The sequence below is a fragment of the Deltaproteobacteria bacterium genome, from assembly GCA_016210005.1.
Classification (GTDB): Bacteria; Desulfobacterota; Binatia; order HRBIN30; family JACQVA1; genus JACQVA1.
Map to the genome: position 1 here is coordinate 1 of JACQVA010000095.1, position 25,743 is coordinate 25,743.

Consider the following 25,743-nt stretch of genomic DNA (forward strand, 5'->3'; position numbering starts at 1 on the left):
CCCAACGGCGACGCCGAGTCAGACGCCCACGAACACGCCGACCGCGACGCCAACTGGGACTCCAACGGCAACCCCGACAGTCACGCCGACCGCGACGCCGACTCACACCGCAACGGCGACGCCGACGGATACGCCGACCGACACGCCAACCGCGACCCCGACTCACACCCCAACGGCGACTCCGACGGCCACGCCGACGGTCACCCCGACCGCAACGCCCACTGCGACGCCGAGCAACACCCCAACACCCACGCCCCCGCCGTGCGATCTCCTTCTATCGACCGAAACGGGCGCAACCTTGGGCGGCCTGACGTTCTTGGACGGCGATCTGGTCGACTACGACCCCGCGACTGACACCGCCACGTTGTTCCTAAGTGAATCGTTGTTCTCGAACGACGCGAATATCGATGCGGTCGACCGGTTGTCGAATGGCCACCTCATTATCTCCACTGTCGACACCGAAACGCTTGGCGGCTTGACGTTCACTGACGGCAGCTTGGCGGACTACAACCCGGCGACGAATACCGCGACGTTGTACTTCGCCGAATCGCTGTTCACTTCCGGCGACGAGGATGTCGACGCGGTCGATGTGCTCGCGAACGGCCACCTCATCCTCTCCACTGAGAGCGGAGCGACACTCGGTGGCCTAACCTTCTTGGACGGCGACTTGGTCGACTACGATCCGGTGGCGAATACGGCGACCCTGTTCTTCGCCGAATCGCTGTTCACCTCGGGCGATGAAGACGTCGACGCCGCGCGCGTGCTCGCGAATGGGCATATCATCCTCTCAACCGAGGGCGGTGCCACGCTCGGCGGCCTGAGCTTCAACGACGGCGACCTGGTCGACTACGACCCGGTAGCAAACACGGCAACGCTGTACTTCAGCGAATCGCTGTTCTCGGGGAATGAGGACATCGACGCGGTCGACATGTGTGCCGAACCAACGCCGACGCCAACGCCTTCGCCGAGCAACACGCCGACACAGACGGCTAGCGCCACTCCAACCAATACCCCGACCACCACGCCGACGCCCCCGTCGACCTCAACGCCGACCCAGACACCGACGATAACGAACACGCCGGCGGGCACAGCCACCTTCACCCCAACGGCGACCCCAACGACTACGCCGACGCACACCCCCACCTCCATGGCGACGGCCACCAACACCCCGACCCCGACTGCAACCACGCGGCCGTGTGTGCCGGTCGATGCCAGCGGCACCTACATCGAGGCCGAGAGCTTCAGCGGCCACAGCAACGACGCCGCCACCTACCGCTTCACCGGCGTGGCCAGCTCGCAGGCGGGCTTCAACGGGACCGGCTATCTGCAAAGCAACACGAGCGGAAACACTAACAACTACAGCGACGTGAACACTAACCCCGGCAACTACCAACGCTACGACTACCAACTCGACTTCCCGGCGCCCGGCACCTTCACGGTCTGGATCCGCGGCTACGCCACCAGCACCAGCAACAACAGCCTCTTCGTCGGCTTGGATGGCACCGCCACCGGAGCACTGGCAGAGGGGACCTTCAATGCGTGGGTGTGGACCAACACGATCCAGAATGGTGCAAACACGATAACTGTCAGCACCCCCGGGCTGCACACCATCAACGTTTGGGAGCGTGAACCGAACCATCTGCTGGACGGCATCTTCATCTCTGCCACGGGCGCGGTCCCCAGCGGCGGCATCCCGAACGGAGCTGCGCTGGCTGATCCTACTCTCTGCACCTGTCCCGCCGGTTACGTGAGCGGGTATGTCTATCGTGACTTCGACGCCGATGGCGTGCGCGACGGGCTGGAGCCGGGAGTGCTGGGAGTCACGGTGACCGCGTACGACGCGGCCAACAACGTGATCACAAGCGCGACGACGGCCTCGAACGGTGGCTACACGCTCACCGGAGTCAGCGGAACGGCCCGGATCGAGTTCAGCGGCTGGCCCTCGTACCTCGCGCCCGGTCCGAACGGCGTCAGCAACGGGACCTCGGTGCAATTCGTTACGTCACCGAGCTGCAACGTCGGCTTCGGCCTCGTCGAACCCGGTGAGTACTGTCAGGCCAACCCCACCTTGGCGGTGCCATGGTACGTGAACGGCGACCCGCTGGCGGGCGGGACCGCCGGTACCGCAACCGCGATGATATCGTTCCCCTACACCGCGAGCGGGACGACGCCGGCATGGACGCAGCTCTCCACCGCGGCCAACATCGGTGCAACCTGGGGCCTCGCTTACCAGCGCTCGACTACTACCCTGTTCGCTGCTGCCACGATGAAACGCCATGTCGGCTTCGGCCCGTTTGGTACGGCCGCCACGCGGACCGGTGCGATCTACGCCATCAACACCTCCGGCCCAACGGTCACGAACTTCGTCAACCTCAACACGCTCGGTGTGCCGACCGGAGCTGACCCCCATTCCGGATTGCCCGCAGACTCGGTGACCCCGAACCACGACCCGAACTCTTGGGATCCCGTCGGCAAGATCTCCTTCGGCGATATCGACATCTCCGACGACGAGCGCACACTGTGGGTGATGAACCTCAGCGACCGCAGTCTGTACGAAGTCTTCATCAATAGACCGGCGGTCACGCCAACAGCGGCGAACGTTACCCAGCACGCGATTACCGACCCAGGCTGCTCGAACGGCGATTTCCGTCCGTGGGGCGTCAAGGTCCACGACGGTCTCGTCTACGTCGGCGTGGTCTGCTCGGCGGAAACATCGCAGAACCCAGCCGACTTGAAGGCGTACGTGCTGGCCTACAATCCCAGCAGCCCAGGGTTTACCACCCTCTTCACGTTCCCGCTCACGTTCACGCGCGGATGCGCGGCCAACGATGGCACCTGCTGGTCCGCGAAATGGCTGCCGTGGATTTCCTCTTTCCCCGGCCTCGGGTCCACGACCCTGCCGTGTTGGAACCCGGCGACGCAGACCGCAGCACCGTGCGACGGCGCGATCACCGGCTACGGCAAGCAGACGATCTACCCGCAGCCGATGCTCACGGATATCGAGTTCGACGAGCGCGGCGCCATGATCCTCGGCTTCGGCGACCGGTTGGCACAGCAAACCGGCAACGCCAACTACGCCCCCAGCGCCAGCGACACGTTTACGCACGAGGGGACCAGTGCCGGTGACATGTTGCGTGCCTGCAAGACCTGCTCGGGCAACGGCCTGGGTTGCGTCGTCGACGGCGACTGCCCGACGGCACAGACTTGCGGCTGGAACCTGGAATCCAACGGCAGCTGCCTCGGCTTGACCTCGAGCCCAGGTACCACCGAGTCCCGCCCGCAGGGCCCCGGTGGCGGCGAGTTCTATTGGGGCGACAACTACAACTATGACAATTCGGACGCTAGCAACGGTAGCACCCATGATCAGCTCCTGTCAGGTGGGCTGGTGCAGTGGCTGGGCTCGGGGGAAATCGTCTCAACGATGTACGATCCGCTCAATGGGACGTACCGATCGCAGGGCGTCGGCCATTTCGTGCACACTACCGGTGGGCGCGCCAACCCCACTTCCAACGGCGGCAGCGGCATGACCTATCAGATCTTCGCCGACAATCAGTCCACGCCGGATGCCAGCCGATTCGGCAAAGCTGCGGGCGTGGGCGATATCGAAACCTTCTGCAACCCGGCACCAATTCAAACCGGTAACCGCGTCTGGCGCGACGCTGACGCCGACGGCATCCAAGACGCCAATACCGCCACCGAACCCGGCATCAGCGGGGTTAACGTCTACCTCTACAGCGCCGGCGGAGCCCAGCTGCAGAGCACTACGACTGACGCCAACGGACTGTACTATTTCAGCAATCTCACACCGAACACGAGTTACACCGTGCGCCTGAATAACGCCGCCAACTACGGCAGCGGCGGACCTCTCAATGGCCTCACGCCCACCACCTTCCAGGCCGGCGGCGGGGCTAACTCCACGCGCGACTCTGACGGTCAGTTGATAGCTGCCAGCGATGTGCGGGCGACGCTCACCAGCGGTGACCCGGGAATCAGTAACCACACCATCGACTTCGGCTTCGTTCCGCCGGGGGTGACACCGGCACCGCTGATCTTCGCGCCGGGAGCCCCGACGCCGACGCCGACACCGAACTTGCTGGCTAGGGTTATGACCGTCGTTGCCAAGCTGCCCGGGCGCGCTGCGCCGGCCACTCGCATGGTGAACGCTCCAACTGCCACGGGCGCACACCGGATGGCGTCGCCCACGCCCTCGCTGCGACGCACACCCGCAACGCGTACCGCGACGCCAACGCCGACCCCAACCCCGACTTTCGCAATGCGTTCGGATCAGTCCGCCGAGTTAACCCCCCCGACACCAGCGGCGACCGCCACGCCCACACCGTCGGCCTGGCCCAGCGCCACGGCGACACCGTCGTCAAATTGGGCGCGCGACTGGACCGGCTCCTTCGAGCCCGACCCCTCCACCTGCCTCCACCAACCGCAACCAATCACGGTCTATGGTCTGATCGACTTGTCGCCAGCCAATGCGGTTGCCCAATTGCAGACAACCTGGCGTGCGCTATCGCCGTGCTCGGAGCCGTGCCCAGAGCATCGATCGACACAACTGATTTCCGGCTCGGCCTCGTTCGCGATCACGGCCTGGTGGCCGGGTATTCAGCCCACCGACACCGCCGTGGGCGTGCTGTTCGAGGCCAACGTGCTCGATGCCTCCGGGCGCCCCATTGGCCGCGCTATCGGCAAGGACCTCTTCTGGTTTCCCGATCTGTGCGCACCGCCAACGGCGGCTTCAAGGTGAGGCAAGCCTGGAGGACGAGCGCCGGCGCGTGCTCGAGCTAGCGCGACCGCGCGCCGCCGTCGTGAACGCTTGTAGCAGCGCGCTGACGCCCCGCGTGGTGGCGCGCACGGCTTCCGCGCGCGTCAGCGCCCCGCTGTACCACTGCTCGAGCACCACGCGGCCGGCGGCGACGATCATGCGGGCAACTATTGCAGCCTCGCGCGCACTGGCGCCGGTGGTTTCCGCGATGCGTGCATGCCACGGCGCGACCAGCTGATCCTGGATGCGCTGTCCCAGCCGCGCCACCGCCGGATCCGGCCCTTTCGAATCGAGCAGGTGCCACGCGCCTCGATGGTGTCGCAGACGGCTTCGACAAAGACGCGCGTTACTTCATCGAGGCTGCCGGGAATGCTACGGGCGGCGCCGCGCCCGAACCGCTGCGTGAGCTCGCCGGCGAAGTCCTCCAGCACCGCCATGATGAGCGCCTGCCGGCTGGGAAAAAAGCGGTAGACCAACTGGCGCGTGACTCCGGCGGCAGCCGCCACCTCGGCGAACTGCACCGCGTCGATGCCGCGCTGGGTCATCAGCTCCGCTGCAACTTGCAACAACTGGCGCCGGCGCTCGTCCGGCGACAGGCGCGTTCGTGCGCCGGCCGTACGATGGCGGCGCCGCCCTACGGCCGGCCGCACCCGCGCCTTCGTGGTTGACAGCGAGTCTTTCACTAGTTTACAACATGTAACATAGGTGCCGCGGCAAGACCAGCCGGCTGCGGCCACCGAACCCCCGGGGCGCGAACGAGGAAGACCTGCATGAAAGACTACGACGTTGTCGTCATCGGCGGCGGTATCAACGGCCTCACCGCCGCCGCCTACTTGGCCAAGGCCGGACTCTCGGTCGGCGTGTTCGAAGCGCGCGGACAGTGCGGCGCGCACTGCGACACGGTCGAACTCGGGCGGCCCGGCTTTCTCCACAACACCCACGCGCAGTGGCTGGTGCCCGCCTTGAGCCCGGCGATGGCCGACCTCGACCTCGAACGGTTCGGCCTCGAGCTGCGTGGTAGCGACGTGCTTTTCGCCAAGACCTTCCTCGGCGGAAAGAACGTCCTCCAATGCCTCGATCCGTCGGCAACGCAAGCGAGCGTGGCACGCGCCTCCGAACGCGATGCCGCGGTGCAGGCGCGCTTCGCTCAGTACCTGATGGAACATACGCCCGAGGCGCTGGCGATCGGTCAGCAGCTCATCTTCGCTGCACCCAGCGCGGAGCTGCAGCAACGCCGCACGGCTTTCCACGACGGCCTCCTGAAAGCCATCGGCCTGTCGCTAAGCGGCGAGGATGTGCAACGCATGGACGGTTTCGACGTGCTGGCCGCGCTCTACGAGACCGAAGAGGTGCGGACGTTACCCGCGGCCTTGGGCGAATACACCGGCCAGTGGCCGCTGCACCGCGGCATGGGCACTCAGGCGATGGATCTCGGCGGCCTGCCGCCCACCGCTGTCCACACCGCGCGCGGCGGGTCACACGCGCTCACGCACGCGCTGGTGAAATGCCTAGTTTCCCACGGCGGCGAGATCTGGACGACCTGCCCGGTCTCTCGCATCGTGGTACGCGAGCGCCGGGCCTGCGGCATCCGCCTGTCGCCCGACGCGCTGCTCCCAAGCGAGGAGATCAGCGCACGAATAGTGATCTCGAACGTCACACTGGTCCCAACCTTTGTCCACATGCTCGGGGCGGAGGTGATCGGCGGCGACTGGATCGATAAGATCAAGCGCTTCAACTACGACGATCCTCAGCTCATCTCCGTCTCCTATGCGCTCAAAGGCGATGTCGAGTTCGCCTCGGCAACCTACGATCCGGCCATCCAACGGGCCTGGGTCGGCTACTTCGGCGGCGAGACCCTGGCGGCGATTCGTGGCGCGATGGCCGATTGCCTGGCGGGCAAGATCCCGGACGAGGTGATGGGCGGCTGGTTTATCCCCACGCGCGCCGACCCGAGCCAGGCCCCGCCCGGCTGCCACACGCTGCAAGCCTGGGTCAGTATGCCGCCGTGCCCGCAGAGCTGGCGCGGCCGCACGCTGCACGGTTGGGACTCGTGGCGCGACCTCGCCGGTCCCCTCGCCGATGCGATCACGGAGCGTCTGGAGCAATACGCCCCCGGCTTGCGCGACTTGATCCTCGAACGCCACACCAACACCCCGTTCGATCAGCAACACAACAATCCCTCGGCCATCCGCGGGAACATGATCGGCGGCAGCGCCATCCCCGAGCAGTACGGCGTCAACCGCCCGCTGCCGGGCATCATCACCAAGGGCGTGTCGCGTACCTTCCTGCCTGGGCTCTATCTGTCGAATTCCACCTACCCGTACGGCGCCACTCATCTCGCTAACGGTTACCTGGCGGCGTGCGAGGTGGCCGAGGACGCGGGTTGCCGCGAGGCCCCGTGGTGGCAAGCTCAGCCGTATCTCTGGTTCCTGGAAAACATGGGGAGAATAGCGACCAACCTCGGCGTCAACACGCGCGGCGCCCGCAAAGCGGCGGAGGGGCTGCGATGACAACCAGATACGACACCATCGTGGTCGGCGGCGGGCCGAACGGCCTGGTCTGTGCCGCTTACCTGGCCAAGGCGGGTCGCAAGGTGCTCTTGCTCGAACGCCGCCACGAGACCGGCGGTGGGCTGAACACGGACGAGTACCACGGCTTCCGCTTCAACCTCCATGCCATCTACCACATGATGGGCGAGCGCATGCCCGCGCATCATGATCTCGATCTGCCCAGCCTCGGACTTCGATACTTGTATCCCTCAGTCGGCGCCGCCTTCCCGTTGCGCGACGGCCGCGCGCTGATCTTCTCGCGTGACCCGCACGCAACGGCGCACTCAATCGAGCAGCTCAGCCCGCACGACGGCGCGGCCTTTCTGAAGATGTGGGACGAATTCCAGCCGATGCTCGAGCAGTATCTCATCCCGATGACGTATCAACTCCCCCTGCCGCCCGTGGATCAGCTGGTCGAGATGGGCCAGACGGCGGTCGGTACCCGACTCGGCGAAATATCCGAGTTGAGCTTCGTCGAGATGCTCGATGAGTACGGCTTCCGCGACCCGCGCGTACGGCTGGCGTTGCTGTCGTTTCCCGGCATGTGGGGCCTACATCTCGATGCCCCGCTCGGCTACCTGTATCCGCTCTACTTGTGCCGCATGCTCTCGGCCGGACTCGTGAAAGGCGGCTCGCATCGGTTGTCGTCGGCCCTCTATCGATCGTTCCTGCGCAGCGGCGGCACGGTGCTCGATCAATCCGAAGTTACGCGCATCGTGATCGAGAACGGAGCCGCGGCCGGCGTCGATGTTGCCGGCGGCCAGCGCTTCGAGGCCAGGGCGATCGTCTCGACGCTGAACCCGGAGCAGACTTTCGTGCAGCTAGTGGGTGAGCCAGCGCTTCCGGAAGATCTGCTCGCTTCGGTACACACGTGGGAGTGGGAGGAGCGGACGATGTTTGGCCTCCACCTCGGCATCCGCGGCCGCATTGCCTTCAGGAGCAGCGAGCCGCGCGTGGGCGAGGCCATGATCGTCTTCTGCGGCCTCGAGACGGAGGAGGAGTTGCACGATCATCTGCGCCGCGTCGATGCCGGCGCCGAGCGCGAATGCCGCTGGCTCCACGTCACGCTACCGACTCACTTCGACGCCACCATGGCGCCGCCGGGCCATCAGGTGCTGCGCGCTGAAGCGGTGGTGAAGTACAGCCCGGCTTGGAAGAGCGAAGGCGATGCGTTCGGCGACAGTTGCCTCAAGCTGCTGCAGCAGTATGCGGACATCGGCGAGATCGTGCTGCGCCGGCATTACACTCCGCTCGACATCGAAGCGAAGCTGACCACGATGAAGCGCGGCTCGATCAAGCACGGCGCCTACGCGCCGTTGCAGATGGGCTCCCTGCGGCCCAACGACCTGTGCTCCCGCAGCGCGACACCGATCCCGGGCTTGTTCATCGGGGGCGCCTCGATGTATCCCGGCGGCATGATCCTCGGTGGCCCCGGCTTCTTGGCAGCCGCGGTTGTGGGCGAGTTCCTCGAAACCAGCGCCGACGGCGCCTCGTGAGCGAGGGCGCAGAGGCCACCTACAGGTGCCCCCGAGCACCGCATGCCTTCCAGATCTGGGCCGGCCTTCGTCAAGCGACGCGTCTCGGAGTTGACGTCGCCGCAGTGTACGAAGCCATGCCGAGCTACGCGGCACGGGCGTGGACGTGCTGGTACTCGAACCCGGCCCGACGGAATCTGAGTTCGCCGAGGTCGCGGGTGAAATCCGCGAAGTTGGTGTGCCGGCCGCGGACGTCGTTGCCTTGGCTCTCGATACGCTCGGGCAGCAACCGTCCGTCATGTTTGGCTGGTTCAACTGGCTGCGTGCCAATTCGCCCCGCGTTCCCTGGTCGCACTCGTCGCAGAGCAAGCGATTCTGCAGCAGACGCGGGCGCACATGCGCTGAAACGTCGTCATCCTTGGAGATCAGCGTCGCGGTATGAGCAATCAGCCAGCCCGCCGACGCCGGGCAGCTTCCGCAACGGCATCCTCTTCGTTATCGTCGCCAGCCACACCTGGATCCAGGAACTGCAGTTTCTCAAGGACGACATCCGCACACGACTCGACCAACGTTTGGGTGAAACCGACCCGCCGTTGCTGCGCGACATCTATGAAGCCGGCGGCCATGGGCCTCGGCCTGACAGTACACGGTACTGTCAGACTGGTGAGGATTTGCCCGGTCGGCTGCACGTTACGCACAGATTTGTCGCACACCCATTCCCGCCGGTGCGGGCATATCGGATTGACTTGAATCGCCGGTTCAGGCTCGTTGGTCGGATGCAGCGGCTGCTGTGGCGCCGAAGGTTCGCCATCGCGGTGACTCTCATCATGCTCGCGCGCGCTCGTTGCGCCGCCGGCGCGGCCGTGCCGGACTTCCTGTCGAACCCGCTGCCCGGGGCCACCGAGCCCCCGCAACCGTTGCTCCATCAGCTCGCGGAACAATGGCAGAGCCGCACCTTCGGCTACACGCCGCGCACACGTCATCGCAATCTCGACGGCACTCCGAAATACACCAACCGGCTCTTCCTCACGTCGAGTCCCTACTTGCTCCAGCATGCCCACAACCCAGTGAACTGGTACCCGTGGGGAGACGAGGCGTTCGAGACCGCCAAGCAGCTTGGCCGCCCGGTGTTATTGTCCGTCGGCTATTCCACCTGCCACTGGTGCCACGTGATGGAGGAGGAGTCGTTCGAGGACGAGGAGATCGCGCGGTTTCTCAACGAACACTACGTCGCCATCAAAGTCGATCGCGAGGAGCGGCCGGATGTCGACGGGATCTACATGAGCGCCGTCCAGACGCTGACCGGTAGCGGCGGCTGGCCGATGACCGTGTGGTTGACGCCGGAGCGCAAGCCGTTTTACGCCGGCACGTACTTCCCCGCGCGCGACGGCGATCGCGGGGCCCGGGTTGGCTTTCTCACGCTCTTGCAACAAATCGACCGCAGCTACCGCGAGCATCCCGACGTCGTCAGCGAGTCGGCGAGCGCGCTGGTGGAGCACATTCGTCGCAGCCTTGCCGCAACAGCGTCCGATGGCGGTCTGCCGAATGCGGACGTCCTGCACGCGGCGGCTCGGCAGTACGCAAGTCGGTTCGATCCGGAAAACGGCGGCGTGCGTGGGGCACCGAAATTCCCGAGCAGCTTGCCGATCCGTTTTCTGCTGCGCTACTCGCGTCATGCCGGCAACCAGCAGGCCCTCGCCATGGCGACGCAGACGCTGGCGCAGATGGCGGCCGGCGGCATCTACGATCAGATCGGCGGTGGCTTTCACCGCTACTCGACCGATGCCCGCTGGCTCGTGCCGCATTTCGAGAAGATGCTCTACGACAACGCCCTGCTGGCCGTCGCCTATCTGGAGGCATTCCAGGCAACCGGCCGAGAGGATTTCGCCGGCGTGACGCATCAAATCCTCCGCTACGTCGAGCGCGACATGACCGCGCCTGATGGGGCATTCTATTCAGCAACCGATGCCGACAGCCTGGCGCCGAACGGGCGCCGTGAGGAAGGATGGTTCTTCACCTGGACACCCGCCGAGATCGACGCCGCGCTCCGCAGCGAGCAGGCGAGTGCGGTGAAGACGTACTACGCGGTCACCGCGCGAGGGAATTTCGAGCAGCGCAACATCTTGCACACGCCGCGATCGCTGGCCGCGGTCGCCACCGAACTGAAGCTGCCGGAGCAAAAGGTTCGCGTGCTCGTCGGCGAAAGCCGAGAGCCGCTGTATCAAGTCCGAAATCGGCGGCCCGCTCCGCTGCGCGACGAGAAGATCCTCGCCGCGTGGAACGGGCTGATGATTTCAGCCTTTGCGCGCGCCGCGTTGGGCCTTGGCGACCGCCGCTATGCGGAGCGCGCGGCTCGGGCCGCCGATTTCGTGCTCACGCGCATGCGCAAAGACGGGCGACTGCTGCGTAGCTTCACGGACGGGCACGCGCGTCACAACGGATATCTCGAAGACTATGCATTCGTGATCGCCGGCTTGCTCGACCTTTACGAAGCGACGGGCGACGCGCGCTGGCTCGACGAGGCCGTAGTGCTCGATCGCGTGCTGGAACAGCACTTCGAGGACACGCGGGTCGGCGGGTTCTTCATGACCAGCAATGATCACGAGGCGCTCCTGGCGCGCGAGAAGCCCAGCTACGACGGAGCCGAGCCGTCGGGCAACTCGGTACAGGTTCTCAACCTCTTGCGCCTGCACGAGCTGACCACCAACGATCACTACCGCCGGCGCGCGGAGCGGGCGCTGAGCGCGTTCGGCGACACTCTCGCCCGGGCGCCCACCGCGTTGTCGGAAATGCTGCTGGCGGTCGACTACCAGCTCGATACGCCGAAGGAGATCGTCGTCGTCGTGCCGAGCACTCGTGGGCAAGCGGATCCGTTTCTCGTGCCGCTGCGCACGACCTTCCTGCCCAACCGCAGCCTCACGATCGTCGCCAGCGACGACGTGGCCACGCTGGCGAAGCGCGTACCGCTGGTCGAGGGCAAAATCGCCCGCGGCGGCAAGGCGACCGCGTACGTGTGCGAAAGGCGCGTGTGTGCGCTGCCGACGACCGATCCCGCAGTGTTTGCCAAACAGATCGCGAAGGTGACACCGCTCACGCCCACGGCAACGCCGTGAGGCTCAAAACACCAGCACCTTGTCCGCCTCCTGCGTCCAGGCCGTCAGCTCATCCATCGAGCTGCGGTGCGCTCCGCCGACTAACGATTCGGCCTTGATGCCGCGGGCGTCGATGCAGCTGCCGCACACCCCAATCGCTGCCCGCTTGCCGGCAAGGAACTTCAGCATGCGTTCGATGTTGTAGTAGCCGGCCGGCGTCGTCTGTCCGGCGAGCGCACAGCCAACGGCGTCGCCGATCATGAAGACCGACACGGTCGCGCCTTCGGCCTTTGCGAGCGAGCTCGCCAGCCGCAGGCCGTTGTAGCTTCGCTCGGTGCCGTATGGTGGGTCATTGAGAATCACCAGGTACTTCATCGTAGGCTCCTTTCCGGCACTTCGCGCCGTCACCATCCGAAGTGCAGCGACGGCCAGTCGTGCCGAATGCGCGCGAGGTAGTAGCGCTCAAAGGCCAGCTTGAGATAGTGCGCCCACTTGCCGCGCTTGTGCGTCACCTGGTTGCGCGGCGGTAGGAAGGGATCGGCGGCCAGGTAGAAGGCGGTATCGCCGGCGTCGGCGATGCAGGTGGCCGGCAGCGACAGTCCATCAACCTTCGCTCCGCCGGCGATGTCGGCGGCGATGTTGTGCGCCGCGGCTTGGGCCATCAACTCGCTCATCTGTCCGGTCTTCGGCACCGCAACCGGCACCGGGGTCGGCGCGGGCGGCGCAATCGCTACGGCCACGCCGGCGGCGTAGATATTGCCGAACTTGGCGCTGGCCAGATGCGGCGTGACGGATACAAACCCCTTCGGATTCGCCAAGCCCTCGACGCCGCGCACGAACGGGCTGCCGAGAAAGGCGGGGATCACCAGCGCGAAATCGAACGGCCGCTCGGCACCGTCCGCCAGAATCAACCGGCCGGGGCGGGCCTCGGCGATCTTCGCGTTTACGATGCACTCGATGTGACGATCGGCAAACTCGTCCTGCATCATGCGCGGCGCCATCCCGATGCCGCCAACGCCGAAGTGGCCGATGAACGGCTCGGGGGTGACGAAGGTCAAGCTGAATCGGGGCCGTTTGCGCGTGCGCTTGAGCGCGGTGTCGATCATCATCACGATCTCGTAAGCCGGACCGATACAGCTGGCGCCCGGCGCGGCGCCAATCGCGATGCGCCCGCTGTCGCCGGCCAAAACACGCGCCAGCGCGTCGCGGGCACGAACGGCCTCGCCGACGCTGAAGGTCGATTGCGTGTGTCCGGCGAGAGGCCCGACGCCCGGAACGGCCGCGTAGTCCAAGTCCGCGCCCGAGGCGATTACCAAGAAGTCGTACGGGAACTGCGCGGCGGCGGTCCGCACTTCGCCTTTGGCCGGATCCAACTCGCGCACCTCACCGTGAACGAACCGGATTCCGCGGCTCGTCAGTGGTTGATCGAGCGGAACTTGCAGCCGTGCAGGATCACGCCAGCCAAGAATCACCCACGGCAACGACGGAAGAAAGGTAAACTCCGGGTCCTTGGAGATCACAGTGATCTCCGCTCGGTCGCGCAGTAGCCGCCGCAGCGCGTAGGCCGCGTTGATGCCGCCGAAAGAGCCACCAACGATCACGATCCTGGTACGCATTGCACCGCCTCCTGACTTCATGGCATTCGCCTCAAGGGGAAGAAGCTCTCACCATCGAGGGCACCGAGAACACAGAGGGACCCAGGAGGAGCCTTTGTGACGCACCCACCCCGGCTTCGTGAGAATCAGGAGCCTTGATAAGGTCATTCGCTCGGTGCTTTCCTCTGTGGACTCTGCGCCTCTGTGGTTGGTATTCTCCGATCCAGGTCAGAAATCGAATCGGACGCGGGAGAATGCATTGTCGCTGCGCTCGAACTGGCCGAAGAAGGTAGTGTCGTGCTGGCCGCCGAACACGTTTGCGCCCACCGCGACGCTGAGTCGATCGGTCAGCTTGTACGACGCTTCGGGCTGCAGGAAGTAGTCCGCGTCGGTGGGGCTGTATGCCGCAAATGCCGACAGCCGCCATGTCTGGTAGTCGAGCAGCTGTGTCAACCGCATCGAAGCGACGCCGCGGAACTCGTCCTGCTGCGGGCTGCCCGCCGGCAACGCACGACGATAGGGGCCGTAGTCCATCATCAGCTCGCCGTAGGCCTGCACGCCGGCGACGAAGTCCTCCCACACCTCCCGCTGGTATCCGGCCAAGAAACGCCACTGCGAGTTGGGAACGGCCGGGTCGCTGCCGCGGCGATCATCGCGCGAGTCGTAGTAACCAACCTCCAGACTCACCACGCCGGCCAGCGCACTGCGCTGCGCACTCGCGCCGGCGACCACCAGCTCGGGAAACCAACGCGTGGCCGCAGTGGGGACGGCGGCGTTATCCACGCGCACGCTCGGGGTGCGCCAGAAACCGCGGTAGCCGTACAGCGAGACATCGAAGTCAGCGACCTGACGGTAGAGGCGCAGCGCCAGCTCGGTGTTCGACAGCCGGGACGCGGCCTCCACCTCCCGCTGATTCGGCACGCCCGAGAACGGATCGAAGAATGAGAAGCGTTCCGGCGCCGGCAATCGGTCGGCGGTGAAGAAGAACGGAGCGGCCACCAGTTCCGCGTTCACGAGGTCGGAGGAATAGCGCGTCTGCGCGCCGTCGACGCCGAGCTTCAGGTACTCCATGGGCCGCCCGGAAAAGAACGACTCCCAATCTTTCGGGAACGTGTCGTTGATGAAGAACAGATCGCCGACGCCCCAGGTGATGATCTGGCGGCCGAGGCGAACGTCGAACGGTCCGCTGGTGTAGCCGGCGTAGGCTTCGCGGAGGTCGTCATCGACGCGATTGGCGACGGCGTCGTGAAACAGATCGACCTTAACCAGCGCGCGCATCGCACCCGACTCGCTGGCCCCGCTTAAGTCGAGCCGCACGCGCTCCTCCCCGAGGACGAAGTCGTCGCCGCCCCGCAGCGGAGGCGCGCCGGTCGTACGGCCCGAGATCGCGCCGAGTAGAAAGCCGTGTACCTCGATGGGGCACTCGCTCGCCCCGGCGGCGCGGGCCGCACCAAGCGCCAGCACGATCGACAGCAGGCGGCAGGCGGCGGCATTCATTCGATCCATTTTCGCGGCGGGCTTTGCAGGGCGCGCTCAGCGAAGACCTCGTCGTCCAACCCCACATCGTAGGCGACGCTTTCGAAGCGCACCTCCGTGCGGTGGCCGCTCTTGACGTTCCTCATGGTCCGCTTGACGACGGTCGGGATCGTCTTGCCCTCGCCCGCCGCAACGTTTTCGATCGCATCGGCGGTGAAGCGGCGGGCCAATTCGTTCTGAGCGTCGTAATATTCCTCCTGCCGCGGCAAGAAAGTTGCCTGGTCGATCCATGCTCGCTTCTTCGTGTACTCCGCGCCTGACTTGGGGATGCTCTCGATGACGTAGCAGTCCGCCTCGCCGAGCTTCTCTTCGTGTAACAGCGTGTGTGCATCGGCGGACAGGTCGCGGCCGGAGATGTCTTCGTAGGTGAAGTCGGAGCCGACGAAGCTCGACCGGCTATCGCTGGCTGCGACCCGCCGCACCGCGTTCAGCGCCGGGATGAAGATCCAGCGGTCGTCGTCCTTCTCCGGATACTTCCAGACCAGAAAGGCCGTGCGGCGCACGTCGCCGGGCTGGTGGAAGTACAGGAAGTATTTCTGATTGCGGCTGGTGGAGTCGTTCTTGCGCAGCATGGCCAGCACGCGCGTCCGCTTCTTGCCCTCGCCCGCGATCAGCTCCATCGTCACCTTGGCCTTCATGTCGCTGCCCGGGTAGTAGAAGGCTTGCTGTGATTTCTCGACGATGTCGGTTGCCGTCGGCTGAGCCTGTGCGACGGCGGGCATAACAGCAAGAAGGAAACCGACGAAGCCAAGCCTGCTCATGTGTGTCCTCCCTTGAACAGCACCGGCCGCAGCAGCTGAATGAGGCCGGGCAGATAGACCACGCTGGTCAGCGCCGAGAGCAGCATGATCGCCGCCATCAAGACACCAACGGTGATGTACGGTGTTAGGTCGGCGAAGACCATGACCGCAAATCCGAGGGCGAACAGCAACGCGTTGAGAAATATCCCGCGCCCCGGGCGTGCCACGGTCCACACGAGCGCGGCGTGGAGGTCGCCGCATTCGCGGTAACGCTGCTGGAAGCGCGCGACAAAGTGGATGGCGAAATCAACTGCCAGCCCGAGCGACAGCGTCGACAGCACGGCGACAGGCATGTCGAAGTCCTTGCCCGCCAGGCCGACCACGCCGTAGATGACGGCGATGGTGAACAGCAGCGGGAGAAAGGAGAGCGCGCCCCACCAGAGCGAGCGCGTCTGCGCCACCAGGAGCAGCAAGACGAGCACCAGGCCCGCCATGAAGCTCTCGATCATGCCCCACAGCACCTCGTTGCTCCACACCAGGTTGAAGTACGCGATGCCGGCGGGATGAACCGTCGCGCCGCCGGGCAAGGGATGCGCAGACAGGTAGGCTTCGGTCCGCCGCAGCACGTCAGCCATCACCCCGGCATCCCAACTCTTGAGCTGCACGAAAACGTTGGCCTGCTGAAACGGGTAGTCGACGACGTTATCCATGTCGCTCGGCTTGGCGGCGGTGCTCAACAGGAAGAGATACTGTCCGATCTCCTCTGCTGAGTCAGGAATCCGCTCGAACGCCCGAGTGTCATCGTGCAGGACGCGGTTGATGCGGGTGACGTAGTCGGCTACCGAGAACGTCTTGCCGACGCGCGGGTCGCGCTCCACTTCGCGCTGCAGCGCCGCGATGGCGCGCAGCATCGCCGGGTCTTTCATCGCGTCTTCGCCGGCGCCGCGCACGACGAGGTAGGCAGTGGAGGTACCGCCGAGGCGCGCGCTTAGTATGCGGTCCGCGGTTCGCACCTCACTGTCGGCTTTGAACCAGTGCACCATGTTGTTGTTCACGTGGATGCGGAAAAGGCCGGCAACCGCGACGGCAAGGACGGCCGCGCCGGCAATGGCGATGGCGCCGGCCCGGCGCACACAGAGTTCCCCGAGCCGTGACAAGCGTGCCGGCACAGCCGAGCGCCCGGCGCCCAGCGCAACGTTCGGGACGCGATCCTCCCGCAGCAGCATCAAGATCGCCGGCACCAAGGTGAAGCTCATCAGCAAGATCACCAGCGTCCCAAAACCGACGAACAGCCCGAAGATCCGCACCGGGATGATGCTCGCGGTGGCCAGCGATGCGAAGCCCACGGCGGTGGTGACGTCGGAGTAGAACACCGGGCCGCCGACGCTGGCGATGGTATCGCGCACCGCGCGCGGCTTGTCGCGGACCTCGCTGAAGCGGAATGCGAACTCGTTGAAGATGTGCACGCTGTCCGTCGCGATCGCCATCAGGAAGACCGGGCTCATCGAGCTCATGATGTGGACGGGAAAGCCCAGGCCGATGAGCAGGCCCATGCACCAGATGATGCTGACCATGGCCACGGCCATGTTCGCCACCACGAGCGGAACGCTGCGGAACATGAGCCACAGCGCGACGCACATCACCATGCCGGCGATCGGCGAGAACAGGCCCATCTGGCGGAACATCTCGGCGCCGAACGTGTCGCGGGCGACGGGATCGCCGGCTAAGAGGAACCGGTCGTCCCCGCCATCGTGTGGCAGCAGCCGCCGGATGGCGTCGGCGATCGCTTTGCCGTCGGCGGTCGGCTCGATCGGCACATAGATCACGGTGGCGGTCGCATCCGGCGAGACGATGCGATTGATGAACAACGGGTTGCCGAGCAAGGCTACCCGAAAGGCGTCGAGCTCGGCCTCCGTCTCGGGTACGCGGTCGAGCACCGGCCGCGCGACGAGGTCGCCGCCGCGGGCCGTGATGTTGTCGATGGTGGCAAAGCTGACGACGTCGCGCGCGATAACGCCCGGCAGCTTCTGGATCTCGCGCGTCAGCGCCGCGATGCGCGCCAGCGTCTGTCGATTGATGATCCCGCGCTCGTTGACGATGCCGAGCGCGATCACATCGGCGTGCAGCGCGAACTCCTTCTCGACCTGATCGTTGTACTGCCGCACGGGCGAGGTCGCCGGCAGCATGTGCTTCGGATCGGTGTCGATGGTGATCTTCGGGAACTGGGCTGCGAACGCCAGCGTGACGACCGCCGTCAACGCGATCACGGCGCGGGGATGAGCGGCGGACCGCTCTGTCACGCGCCTGAGTACTGCTTCAAGCATGATCGCTCTGCGGGGGCCTTACCGCCGCTTCGGCCGGCGCTGGAATTCCAACTCCTGCGCCAGTCGCTCGTGCTGCTTCATCTGCTCGTAGAGAATCTCGCGGATCAGGTCGAAGGCCTGGAGCATTTTCGGATTCGCGAGGCGATAGAATACCTGATTGCCCTGCTTGCGCGACGCCAGCACACGGCGCTGCTTCATCATCAAGAGGTGAGGCGACACCGTGCCAAGGGCGAGCCCGAGCTGCTCGGCGATAGCCGCCACGGTCATCTCGCTCTCGCGCAGCACGTTCAGGATCATCAGCCGGGTGGCGTTGGAGAGCACCTTGCACATCTCGGCGTGGTGCTCGTACAGGGCGCGGGCGGCGTCGCGCTTGGGGGGAATCGCTCGTGCGGGCATGGTCAGAGTCCCATCCTCTCGTAATCTACATATCCATAGAATATCTTTCAGCCGCTCTGTCAATCGCCTGGCCGCGGCGGCGTCTAGGGCCACGTAGCGCCCCCGGGCGTTACCTAACGGGCGATTCCCCGGAATTCGCCACTCTGGTGACACGCGGGTTGCGGCTGCCGGCCGGCTGTGCGAGACAACTGCCGGGGGCCGAAGTGGTATGGCAGGTGCACCATTCGCCGCCGTTGGTACAATGCGGAAGCGATTTTCGCTACTGAGAGAGATGTACACGACGCGATCCCGCGGCCAGACGCCGCCACTTGGACACGATCCGGCAGCGTCGCTGCGCCTGCTCACCACCGTGTTGGGGACGGTCTTTGTCGCGGAGGCGGCCGTTATGGTGCTGCTGTGGGTGCTGCTGCCACCGGTGCCGGAGTGGGCTCGCACGGTACTCGACGCCAGCCTGCTAACCCTGGTGAGCGCCCCGATTCTGTGGCGGGTCATCATCCGCCCATTGCGGTTGCTGGCGGCGACGGAACGGGGGCGAGCCGAGGCCGTGCTGGCGGCGGCCGCCGACGGCATCATTATCACCGACGAGAAGGGGCTGATCGAGTCGTTCAATCCTGCCGCCGAGCGGTTGTTCGGCTACCCGGCCCACGAGGTGCTCGGATACAACGTGAACCTCCTCATCCCCTCGCCGCACAAAGAGGCCCACGACGGCTACATCGCGAAGTACCTTCACAGCGGCGAGCGGCGCGGCGTCTGCCTGCGCCGTGAGGTCATCGGGCAGCGCCAAGACGGCACTTTGGTTGCGCTGGAGCTGAGTGTCAGCGACAGCCGTTCGGGCGACCGCTGCTTGTTCACCGCCATCGCCCGCGACATCGCCGAGCGCAAGCATACCGAGGAAGTGCTGCGGGAGAGCGAAGAGCGCTACCGCATGCTGGCCGAGAACAACTACGACCTCGTCTGCCAGATTGACGTGGCTGGCCGCTATCTGTGGGTGAATAACAACTACACTACGATGCTGGGATACCAGCCGGACGAGCTGCTTGGCCGTAACGCCCTGGAGTTCATCAACCCTGACGATCTCCCAGCGGTGCTGGCCGAAGCCCAGAAGCCGGTGGCCAGGTGGGAATACCGCTTTCGGCACCGGGACGGCTCGTGGCACTGGATGGAAAGCGTGGGCAAGCCGTACCGCAGCGCCGTGGGGCAGGATGCGGCGGTGATAATCTCGCGCGACGTCAGCGAGCGCAAACGGACGGAGGACGTGCTGCGGTCAAGCGAGGAGCACTTCCGCTCACTGGTGGAAAACACGCGCGACCTGATTGTGATCCTGAACCGCGACGGCACCCCGCGCTATCACAGTCCCTCGATCGAACGCGTTCTCGGATACAAGCCGGACGAACTCAACGCCCAGAACACCTTCGAGTGGGTTCACCCCGATGATCGCGCGAAGGTGGTGGACCTCTTTGCGCGCGGCATCCAAACTCCCGGAACCACCGCGTCCGTCGAGTACCGCTTCCGCCACAAGGACGGCTCGTGGCGCGTCCTGGAGGCCATCGGCACGAATCTCATTGATCACCCGGTCGTTGCCGGCGTTGTCTTCAACTCCCGCGACATCACCGAGCGCCGGCAGATGGAGGCCGAGCTGGAGCAGGCCAAGGAGGCGGCCGAGGCGGCGACGCGCGCCAAGAGCGAGTTTCTCGCCAACATGAGCCACGAAATCCGCACGCCCCTGAACGGCGTCATCGGCATGACCGAGCTTGCGCTCGATACTCCGCTGTCCCCCGAGCAACGGGAATACCTCGAAATGGCCAAGTCGTCAGCCGACACCTTGATGACCGTGATCAATGACATCTTGGACTTCTCCAAGATCGAGGCCGGCAAGCTCGACTTGGAGCAGGTCGGCTTCGGCTTGCGTGCCTACCTCGGCAGAACGCTGAAGATGCTCGCCGTGCGGGCGCAGCAGAAGGGGCTAGGGCTGGGCTGCCAAGTTGCCCTCGGGGTGCCGGACGATCTTGTGGGTGATCCTGGCCGTCTCGGCCAGATCGTCTTCAACCTGGTCGGCAACGCCATCAAGTTCACCGAACGCGGTGAGATTGCCGTTCGGGTCGAGGAGGAGGGGCGGACTGACACAGCCGTCTGCCTGCACTTCACCGTAAGCGATACTGGCGTCGGCATTCCTGCCGACAAACAAGGAGTGATCTTCAAGGCCTTTGAGCAAGGTGACGGCTCGATGGCCCGCAGGTACGGCGGCACCGGGCTGGGCTTGGCCATTTGCTCGAATCTCGTCCGTTTGATGGGGGGGCGCCTCTGGGTCGAGAGCGAGGCCGGTCGCGGCAGCGCCTTCCACTTTACCGCGAGCTTTGGGGTGCAGCCGGCGGCGGCGCGCGCTCCCGCTGCGGCTGTTTGCGGCCTACCACCCGCGACCCGCCAACGCACGCGCCCGCTGCATGTTCTGCTGGCCGAAGACAACGTCGTGAATCAGCGGCTGGTGTCGCGCCTGCTGGAGAAGCGCGGCCACACCGTCACCGTAGCCGGCAATGGCCGCGAGGCACTGGCTTTGTCGGAGCAGATCTCTTTCGACCTCGTCCTAATGGATGTGCAGATGCCCGAGATGGACGGCTGCGAAGCCACCGCCGCGATCCGCCGCCGCGAGCAGTCCGACGATCGGCAATCCGAAATCCGCAATCGCGCCGCTTGCCCATTGTTGCCATGACCGCCCATGCCCTGAAGGGGGATGAAGAGCGCTGCCTGCAAGCAGGCATGGACGGCTACATCTCCAAGCCCATTCAGCCCGTTAAGCTGATCGAGCTGATCGAACGCCTGGTGCCGGAGCCGGCCGCCGCTCCCGCCGCCGAAGAGGCGCTCGCCAGCTGACCAGGTCCGCGTCACGCACTTCCCGCCTCGCCCCTCGCCGCTTCGGAGATCGCAGACTCAGCGTTCACAGCCCGATTGCCTGCAGTCCCTCCTGCCAGGGAAGGACCTCGACACCCTCGATCCGGCGGCGCTCCGTGCCGAGATAGAGTACCAAGGAGTGGTGTTTCTTACCCAAGAAATCGGCAAACGAGTGCAATCCTCGCAGGTCGGTCTTGCTCACCTGCCGCGAGGCTTTCAGCTCGATGGCCCAGACCTCGCGCTCGGTCTCGACGATGAAGTCGACCTCGGCGCCGTGCTCCGTCCGATACGATGCGATCCGCCGATCACGGTCGGCGGCGGCTGCCCCGGCGGCGAGTTGGGAGAAGAACAGCTGCTCGAACAGCAACCCGATGCGATCGCTCGACACCTCGAAGCTACCCAGCAGTCCGTTGCGCACGCCGACATCGAAGAAGTAGAACTTCGGGTGTTGAACGAGCCTCCGCGTGGCGCTCTTGGTGAACGGTTCGGTGCGACTGACAATCAACGTATCCTCCAGAACCTCGAAATACCGTACGGCGGATTGCCGTGCCACCTGCGCCGCTGCGCCGAGCTTCGCCAGGTCCAGATGGTGGCCGGCCCAGTCCGCGGCGATGCTGAGAAAGCGCGCAAAGCCTTCGAGGTTTCGGCTCAGGCTCTCTGCCTGCACCTCTTCCTTCAGGTAGGTCGCGGCGTATGAGCGCAGGGTCTTGCGTCGCACATCGCCGTCGCTCTCGGTCAGGATGCCGGGCAGCGTCCCGGTAGCCAGCGCCTGGATCGTGTCCAGTTGGTAATCCATCTCGCCGGCCGTGATGGGCCCGAGATGGTAGGTATGGATGCGGCCGGGAAGCAGATTGGCCTGACCGCGGCGCAGCTTGCGGGCACTCGATCCGGTCAGCAGGAAGCGGTACGGGCAGCGCGGTCGGTCCAGCAGTACCTGCACGGTGTTCAGCAGGCTCGGCAGGCGCTGGACTTCATCGATGAACACCGACCTGCGTTGCGCGCCGGCGGGCAATGCGGCCAGCCGTTCCTCGAGCTCGCGCGGGTTGCGCGCAAATTCGAGGTAGGTCGGCTCGTGGAACAGGTTGATGGTCAGGTCCGGTTCGAGCTGCGCTACCAGGGTCGACTTCCCCGTTTGTCGGGGACCGAGGAGTAGGAGGCTTTTCGCCGATTGTTGCAGGGTGGGCGCCAGCCGTCGTGCAATCATGCGGGCAGATTACCGCGTAAAATGCCCGCATGCTAGCGCTCGTAACGGTCGAGGCCATCAAGGTTGGGGCTACCCCTCCGAGCTCAGGATTGCGCGCGCGATGGTCAGGATCTGCATCTCGGTGGTACCGCCGCCGAGCTCGATCAGCTTGGCGTCACGCGCCAGACGTTCGACCACGTACTCCTCCATGTAACCGTTGCCGGCAAGAATGTGGATGGCTTCGAAGGCCACAAAGGTGCCCATCTCGGCGCAATAGAGCTTGCCGGCACAGACATCGGCGACCGACTCTTTGAGCGCGCGGCCGGCGATGTAATCGGCGTAAACGATGCGGCGGCAGTTGCACACGGCCACGTACATGCGTGCCAATCGGTTCTGCACCAGCTGGTAGTTGGCGATCGGCTGGCCGAACTGGACGCGCTGCCTGGCGTAGTCGCGCGCAATCTCGAAACAACGCTCGGCAATGGCGTACGAGAGCACGGACAAGCCGCCACGCTCGACCGCCAGGCTGGCTTTGACGTGATCACGCTGGCGCACGCCGCTGCCGAGCAACTGAGCGGCGGGAACACTCACGTCGTCGAGAAAAACCTCGCCGGTCGGCGAGCCGCGCATACCCATCTTCTTCATCGCCGGTCCGGTCGACAACCCGGCGCTGCCTCGCTCGACGATGAAGGGTTGGATCGAACCGTCGAGATCCCCACCCTGGACCCGAGCGTAGACCAGGAAGACGTCGGCGTATGGGGCGTTGGTGATGAAGGTCTTGCTGCCGTTCAGCCGGTAAGCGTCGCCGGCGCGCGCCGCGGTGGTCTTCATCCCGCGCAGCGCGTCGCTGCCGGCGCCCGGCTCGGTGAGGCACCAGGCGCCCACGCGCTCGGCGCGCAGCACCGGCAACGCGAAACGCTCGATCTGCTCCGGTGTGCCTTTGCCCAGCACGTTGGCGCCGAAGAGGCCGACGCTGGCGCCGTAGCTGAGCGCGAACGAGGGGCTGACGCGCGCCATCTCGACGGTGAAAGCGGTGCGCGCGTAGCGGGCCGCGTTGGCCTCCAGCCCGCCGCCGCCAAGCCGCGTCCTCTCGGGACCGCCTCCGGCGGCGCCGGCCTGCGCCAGCACGGCGTCGAGGCCGAGGGCTTTGTGCATGTCGCGCATCAAGCCGTAGGGAAGCAGCTCGCCCGCCTCCATGCGCTGGACGTGGGGCTCGATCTCGCGGGTGAAATAGCCGCGAAACATGTCGCGCAACATGCGCTCGGTCTCGGTCAACTCCAATTCCATAGTTCTCCTCGATGGTGCCTCGGCCACGATCGTCGCACAGCCGGTCCATAGAGGGCGATGGCGTCGAGATCACCGGAGTAGGTCCACCAGAGATTAGGTCTGTCGAGCCTCCGTCGTAACCGCGGATGCGCGCTATTACGGCGCGGACACAGGGCCTGTCAAGGATCGCGTGAGCCCGTCGAAGGCCGGTTCGTTACCCACCCTGTCGCCGGCAGGCGCGTCCTCCTCCTACCGCCCACTGCAAGGCCTAGTTTTCTCCTTGCAATAGGGTGCCGCGAGTGGCTTGTCGTTAGGCATGGCACGCCTTCTCGCCCTAATGCGGCGATCATCGCTGTTGATTGTGGCGCTCCTGCCTGTGCCGAGTGCGGCTTCTGCCGATCACCGATATCTCGCGTACGTGGTAAACGGTGAGGATCGGAGCGTTGCAGTCATCGACACCCACGAGCGGGCGGTTGCGGACAAGATCCGGACGCTGGGCTGGCCCGGGGACATTGCGATCACGCCGGACGGGCGTAGGGCCTACGCCCTGTGCTGGCGAGAGATAGACGTGATCGACCTGGTCACCCTTACCATCGTGGCAACAATCCCGCTGTGGGGCGAAGACCCTCCGAGTCGGCGCATCGTCATGTCCCCGACGGGCATGTTCGCCTACGTGCTCGGGTCGAACGAGTTCCCTCACTCGCTCCTGATCGTCAACACCAGCACGGATAGCGTGGCGGGATCCTTTCGCGTCCCACTTCAGGGACCGGACGACGAGGTCCTCGATGTCGTGTTCAGCGCGGATGGTACCACCGCCTATGTCGGCGCTGAGGTGGAGAACGAGAGCAATGGCGATACGGGCATGGTGTTTTTCGTCGACACCACCTCGCGCGCGGTCGCGGGAGTCGTTTCCCTTACGCACGCCGCTGACAAGCTGGCCATTAGCGTAGATGGGCGGTGGCTGTATGCTACCGGTCACGGCGGCCTCAGCGCGGTCAACCTCACGCAACAAGTGGTGGCTGCCACCGTCCCGCTCGACGGTTTCGTCGGCGGCTTGGCAGTGAACCCAGTTCGCTCGTCCGCGTATGTCATGTCGTACACGTATGACACCGAATCGGGCTCGACTAGCTCGGTGTCGGCAGTCGACCTCGGCAGTGGCCGGGTGACGCGGAGTCGCGTGTTGGCGGCGCCGGGTAGGGGCGTCGCGGTGCTCCCCGACGGTAGCGCCGTCTACGTAATCTTGGAGAGCCCGGTCAACGAGGTGGTGATCCTCGATTCGATCACGCTGGAGACGATTGACGCGGTTCCGGTGGGCTACGAGCCCCGCACCGTGCTTATCGCCCCCGACCCGGGGCCGCCGCCGATGCCCAGCGTCACGCCGCGGCCGCCGCCTAGCCCGCGGCCCGACGGGCGCTATCAGGCATATGTTGCGAGCCGCACGGAGACCTTGTCGGTGCTGGAGATGAACCGCGCGGGGGCGGCGAGTACCATTCCACTTGGCGGGCTCGGAGTCCGCGACGTGGCGGTCACGGCCGATGGCACCGTGGCATACGTTGCCTCGTGGGCGAGCATCCTGGTTGTCGAGATCGCAACGGGCGAGGTCATCAGGGTCATTCCACTCCCGTACACATATCCCGACACGCCGCCTCAGCTTCACCGCATTGCGCTCGCTCCAGATGGCACTGTGGCGTGTGTCGGCACGAGCGCAGGATACGTCGGCTTCATTGACCTCGCCCGCGGCGAGTTCCTCGGCTACGTCCCCGATCGCGCAGTGGACGGCAACCTCCTTAGTACCGCAATTCGTAAATACGATGACGTATTATCTGTGGGAATTCCCCGGGTGCCGTGCTACCGTCTCCGCCAGCGGTGGAGGCGGTGCGGATGCCCAGAAAGAGCCCATTCGATGTCGAATTGACCGAAGATGAACAAG

General features: G+C 65.4%; 18 protein-coding genes. 8 read left to right on the forward strand and 10 right to left on the reverse strand.

What is annotated here, in order from left to right:
* A partial coding sequence (locus tag HY699_09280; protein ID MBI4515990.1) for a hypothetical protein occupies positions 1-4,753 on the forward strand: 4,753 nt, incomplete at its 5' end.
* On the opposite strand, the gene HY699_09285 is transcribed toward HY699_09280, so the two are convergent.
* Both HY699_09285 and HY699_09290 read right to left on the reverse strand, forming a co-directional pair.
* A complete protein-coding gene (locus tag HY699_09285) occupies positions 4,745-4,930 on the reverse strand; it encodes a hypothetical protein (protein ID MBI4515991.1) in 186 nt (61 codons plus the stop codon). The two genes, HY699_09280 and HY699_09285, sit on opposite strands and share 9 nt — an antisense overlap.
* A gap of 8 nt (positions 4,931-4,938) precedes the next feature.
* On the reverse strand, positions 4,939-5,421 hold the full coding sequence (locus tag HY699_09290) for a TetR/AcrR family transcriptional regulator (GenBank protein ID MBI4515992.1): 483 nt from the start codon (positions 5,419-5,421) through the stop codon (positions 4,939-4,941).
* 120 nt (positions 5,422-5,541) lie between these two features.
* On the opposite strand from HY699_09290, the gene HY699_09295 reads away from it, so the two are divergent.
* The 4 genes from HY699_09295 (at position 5,542) to HY699_09310 (ending at position 11,908) form a co-directional block, all read left to right on the forward strand.
* Positions 5,542-7,281, forward strand: a complete 1,740-nt coding sequence (locus HY699_09295; protein MBI4515993.1) for an NAD(P)/FAD-dependent oxidoreductase — start codon at positions 5,542-5,544, stop codon at positions 7,279-7,281.
* The gene (locus tag HY699_09300) at positions 7,278-8,816 is read left to right on the forward strand and encodes an NAD(P)/FAD-dependent oxidoreductase (GenBank protein ID MBI4515994.1); all 1,539 of its coding nucleotides are present in this window, start codon (positions 7,278-7,280) and stop codon (positions 8,814-8,816) included. Before HY699_09295 ends, HY699_09300 begins: the two co-directional genes overlap by 4 nt.
* Positions 8,817-8,955: 139 nt before the next feature.
* Positions 8,956-9,237: a hypothetical protein gene (locus HY699_09305; GenBank protein ID MBI4515995.1), complete on the forward strand. Its 282-nt coding sequence runs from the start codon at positions 8,956-8,958 to the stop codon at positions 9,235-9,237.
* Positions 9,119-11,908, forward strand: coding sequence for a DUF721 domain-containing protein (locus tag HY699_09310; GenBank protein ID MBI4515996.1), 2,790 nt, complete (start codon positions 9,119-9,121; stop codon positions 11,906-11,908). Before HY699_09305 ends, HY699_09310 begins: the two co-directional genes overlap by 119 nt.
* A 3-nt stretch (positions 11,909-11,911) precedes the next feature.
* Here HY699_09310 and HY699_09315 read toward each other — a convergent pair whose 3' ends face one another.
* From HY699_09315 to HY699_09340, 6 genes are all read right to left on the reverse strand, one after another.
* Positions 11,912-12,262, reverse strand: a complete 351-nt coding sequence (locus HY699_09315; GenBank protein MBI4515997.1) for a DsrE family protein — start codon at positions 12,260-12,262, stop codon at positions 11,912-11,914.
* A 29-nt stretch (positions 12,263-12,291) separates the two neighbouring features.
* The gene (locus HY699_09320; GenBank protein ID MBI4515998.1) at positions 12,292-13,503 is read right to left on the reverse strand and encodes an FAD-dependent oxidoreductase; all 1,212 of its coding nucleotides are present in this window, start codon (positions 13,501-13,503) and stop codon (positions 12,292-12,294) included.
* Positions 13,504-13,710: 207 nt separating this feature from the next.
* Positions 13,711-14,979, reverse strand: coding sequence for a hypothetical protein (locus tag HY699_09325; protein MBI4515999.1), 1,269 nt, complete (start codon positions 14,977-14,979; stop codon positions 13,711-13,713).
* Positions 14,976-15,779 carry an outer membrane lipoprotein-sorting protein gene (locus tag HY699_09330; GenBank protein MBI4516000.1) on the reverse strand — a complete coding sequence of 268 codons (804 nt, stop codon included), beginning with the start codon at positions 15,777-15,779 and terminating at the stop codon, positions 14,976-14,978. The genes HY699_09325 and HY699_09330 overlap by 4 nt, the downstream gene beginning before the upstream one ends.
* Positions 15,776-18,058, reverse strand: a complete 2,283-nt coding sequence (locus HY699_09335; protein ID MBI4516001.1) for an MMPL family transporter — start codon at positions 18,056-18,058, stop codon at positions 15,776-15,778. The genes HY699_09330 and HY699_09335 overlap by 4 nt, the downstream gene beginning before the upstream one ends.
* Positions 18,059-18,100: 42 nt before the next feature.
* Entirely contained in the window at positions 18,101-18,478 is a 378-nt protein-coding gene (locus tag HY699_09340) for a winged helix-turn-helix transcriptional regulator (protein ID MBI4516002.1), read from the reverse strand.
* Positions 18,479-18,749: 271 nt separating this feature from the next.
* Between HY699_09340 and HY699_09345 the strand changes: the two genes are divergently transcribed.
* Complete coding sequence (locus HY699_09345) at positions 18,750-21,185, forward strand: PAS domain S-box protein (GenBank protein MBI4516003.1); 2,436 nt, start codon at positions 18,750-18,752, stop codon at positions 21,183-21,185.
* Positions 21,182-21,346, forward strand: coding sequence for a hypothetical protein (locus HY699_09350; GenBank protein ID MBI4516004.1), 165 nt, complete (start codon positions 21,182-21,184; stop codon positions 21,344-21,346). Before HY699_09345 ends, HY699_09350 begins: the two co-directional genes overlap by 4 nt.
* 64 nt (positions 21,347-21,410) lie before the next feature.
* On the opposite strand, the gene HY699_09355 is transcribed toward HY699_09350, so the two are convergent.
* Positions 21,411-22,568, reverse strand: a complete 1,158-nt coding sequence (locus tag HY699_09355) for an ATP-binding protein (protein MBI4516005.1) — start codon at positions 22,566-22,568, stop codon at positions 21,411-21,413.
* Positions 22,569-22,637: 69 nt separating this feature from the next.
* Positions 22,638-23,834: an acyl-CoA dehydrogenase family protein gene (locus HY699_09360; protein ID MBI4516006.1), complete on the reverse strand. Its 1,197-nt coding sequence runs from the start codon at positions 23,832-23,834 to the stop codon at positions 22,638-22,640.
* A 340-nt stretch (positions 23,835-24,174) separates the two neighbouring features.
* On the opposite strand from HY699_09360, the gene HY699_09365 reads away from it, so the two are divergent.
* Positions 24,175-25,728, forward strand: a complete 1,554-nt coding sequence (locus HY699_09365; GenBank protein MBI4516007.1) for a hypothetical protein — start codon at positions 24,175-24,177, stop codon at positions 25,726-25,728.
* Positions 25,729-25,743 lie beyond the last annotated feature (15 nt).